Annotated in this window: 4 protein-coding genes; 1 reads left to right on the top strand and 3 read right to left on the bottom strand. The window is 71.3% G+C overall.

The annotated features are described in order from the left end of the window. Positions 1 to 389 (bottom strand): glutamate--tRNA ligase family protein (locus AB1824_13465; protein MEW5765968.1); only part of this gene is annotated, 389 nt, incomplete at its 3' end. A 163-nt stretch (positions 390 to 552) separates the two neighbouring features. Between AB1824_13465 and AB1824_13460 the strand changes: the two genes are divergently transcribed. After that, positions 553 to 1,371 (top strand): alpha/beta hydrolase, encoded by an 819-nt coding sequence (locus AB1824_13460; protein ID MEW5765967.1) that lies wholly within the window; start codon positions 553 to 555, stop codon positions 1,369 to 1,371. Between the two features lie 61 nt (positions 1,372 to 1,432). On the opposite strand, the gene AB1824_13455 is transcribed toward AB1824_13460, so the two are convergent. Together AB1824_13455 and AB1824_13450 are read right to left on the bottom strand one after the other, a co-directional pair. Further along, positions 1,433 to 2,212, bottom strand: a complete 780-nt coding sequence (locus tag AB1824_13455) for a PH domain-containing protein (protein ID MEW5765966.1) — start codon at positions 2,210 to 2,212, stop codon at positions 1,433 to 1,435. Then, positions 2,199 to 2,549, bottom strand: a 351-nt coding sequence (locus AB1824_13450; GenBank protein MEW5765965.1) for a PH domain-containing protein, incomplete at its 5' end; no start/stop codon positions are given. The genes AB1824_13450 and AB1824_13455, both read right to left, overlap by 14 nt.

Here is a 2,549-nt window from a genome sequence, read left to right as displayed (position 1 = left end):
TGCACGGCCCACTCGTGGAGCTGGCCGAAGTAGTCGGAGGCGAAGTGGAGGTGCTCCCCCCAGTCCCAGCCGAGCCAGCGGATGTCCGCCTGGATCGAATCCACGTACTCCTGCTCTTCCTTCGTGGGGTTCGTGTCGTCGAAGCGGAGGTGGCAGCGGCCGCCGAACTCCTTGGCGATGCCGAAGTTGAGGCAGATGGACTTGGCGTGGCCGATGTGGAGGTACCCGTTGGGCTCCGGGGGAAAGCGCGTGACGACGGTCTTGTGGCGGCCGGCCTTGAGGTCCTCGTCCACCGTGGCCCGGATGAAGTCCAGCCCGGGTCCCGTACGGCTTCCCGGCTCCGCCACGCGGCCCGCCTCTGAGGCGGCGTCCTTGCGTTCCGAATCCATGGTCGCGGTCCTTCCGAAGGTCCGAGCCCTCGCGGCCCGGCAGGTCGTATCCTACCACAAGGCTCGGGCGCGCACCGAATGTGAGCGAACGGTCACGGAGACCTGCTTTTGCCATTCGATTCGCTTGCGATTACAATGCGAGCTTCTGTGAGGGGATGATCTCATGCCGGTCTCCGCCTCCCCCGGCCGGTTCCGCCTCGCCTACCGCACCTACCCCGGAAACCGCGGGTGTCTCGTCCTCCTGCACGGCGTCCTCGCCTCCCACCGCTACTTCCAGGACGCCCTGGCCGGGCGCCTCGGGGGCTTCCGCCTCATCCTGCCGGACCTCCTGGGCCACGGGGATTCGGCCCGGCCCGGGGGGGCCTCCTACTCCCTCGAGGAGCACCTGGACGCGCTGGCCGACCTGGTGGAGGCCGAGGGCCGTCCCGAACCCCTCTTCCTGGGGGCCCACTCCCTCGGGTGCCTGCTCCTCACGGCGCTCGCGGCCCGCCGCTTCGAGGGCCGGGTGCGGGGGCTGGTCTTCCTCAACTACCCCCGCTTCTCCTCCGCCCAGCACATCCACGAGACGCTCCGGGCGGGCTCCCCGGAGTACCGGCGGGCCACGTCCGGGATCGCGGGCCTCTCCGACGAGGACCTGGTGCGCGTTTCGGGGACCATGGTCCGGCAGTTCGCCGCCATCCTGCCCGGCCACCTGCGCGCCGAGGCCGACCGGACGGACCCCGAAGCCCTGGCCGGAACGGTTCGCCACGGGCTCTTCGGGTACCGGCCCGACGAGGACCTCGACCGGCTCGCCCGGGTGCCCATGCTGCACCTGCACGGGGGGAAGGACCGCGTGGCCCCCGCGGCCTTCATCCAGGCCCGGCTTTCCTCCTTCTCCGACGCGCGCTGGGTCCTGTACGGGGAAGCCGGCCACCATCTCCTGCACACCCACGCGGACCTCGCCGCCGGCGAGATCCGGATGTTCTTGGAGCGCCTGGCCTAGCGGGCCTTCGTAGGGCCCTGGCCCCCGAGGAGCCGCGGCGGGCCGGGCCGGGAACCGGCCCTCACCCCTTCCCGTCTTCCCCCGCCACGGCCCGGCGCAGGGCGGCGGCCTCGTCCCTCAGGAGCCGGGCGGCCCGGACCAGTGCGTCGAGGTCTCCCGTTGGGTCGGACGGGGCCGGACGTGCGCCCTCGGGCCCTCCCAGACCATCGCCCGTCGCTCCTTTCAGGTGGACCAGGATGGCGTCCCGGATGGCCGATGCGTTTTCCACGCCCCGGAAGAACCCCTCGTGCATGTCTTCGCGGACGGAGGCCTCCTCCGTGTCTCCGCCGGGGGAGCCGCCGCCTCCGGCGGTGCGGACGCGCAGGTCCTCGATGCCGAAGAGCCTCTGGAGCGGGCCCTGGTGGATGGAGAGGTTCTGGATGTTGTGAAAGGTGAGGGTCTGCTCGCGAACGCGCAGGATCCCCTCACGAATCCGAAGGCTCCGGTCCGTCATCACGTACCACCGCATCTCGTAGTCGAGCCGCACCAGGAAGGGGCCCAGGGGCAGTTGGGCGACGAACCCGATCACCGCGAGGGTCTCGAACCATCCCAGGATGGTGGACAGGGGGATGCCGAGGACCGACACGGCCGGCACGAAGCGGAGAAAGGAGACGCCGACGAAGAGCCCCGCCCCGGCCCCCGCCTGGGAGAGGCCCCAGGCGAGCAGCCGGTAGGAGTAGAAGCCGCGGGCGGCGCGGAAGGTGCGAACCGATCCCGGCGCGCCCGCCGGTGCCGACGGCTCGGGCGGAACCTTCAGGACCCGGCAGAGCCCGTTCAGCAACCTGCCTCTAGCGCCCCCCACGAAGCCCCCCCGCCCCCTCGAGGGCTTCGCGGACGGCCCGCAGCTCGGAGGCCGCCTCCAGGACCGCCGCGGTGGCGGCGGCCAGATCCCCTTCCGTTTCCCTCCGCCCGTCCGGCCTTCCGAAGGTGTCCGCCGGGGAAGACCCCTGGGCCCCCCGCATGCGCGAGTAGAGGAAGTCCCTGAGGAGTTCGAATTCCCGGATCCCCTCGATCGTCATCTCCGCCCGGGCGCTCCCGCTGGCCGTCTGGATCTGGATCCGGGCCAGGCCGAGCCAGCGCTCCACCACGTTGCTCACGAGGTGGATGTCCTGGATCCGCGCGTAGGTGAGGTTGATCTC

The sequence above is a fragment of the Acidobacteriota bacterium genome, from assembly GCA_040752915.1.
In the GTDB taxonomy this organism is placed as follows: domain Bacteria; phylum Acidobacteriota; class UBA4820; order UBA4820; family DSQY01; genus JBFLVU01.
The sequence above is the reverse complement of the archived record's forward strand: the minus strand, read 5'-3'. Positions and strand labels throughout refer to the sequence as shown.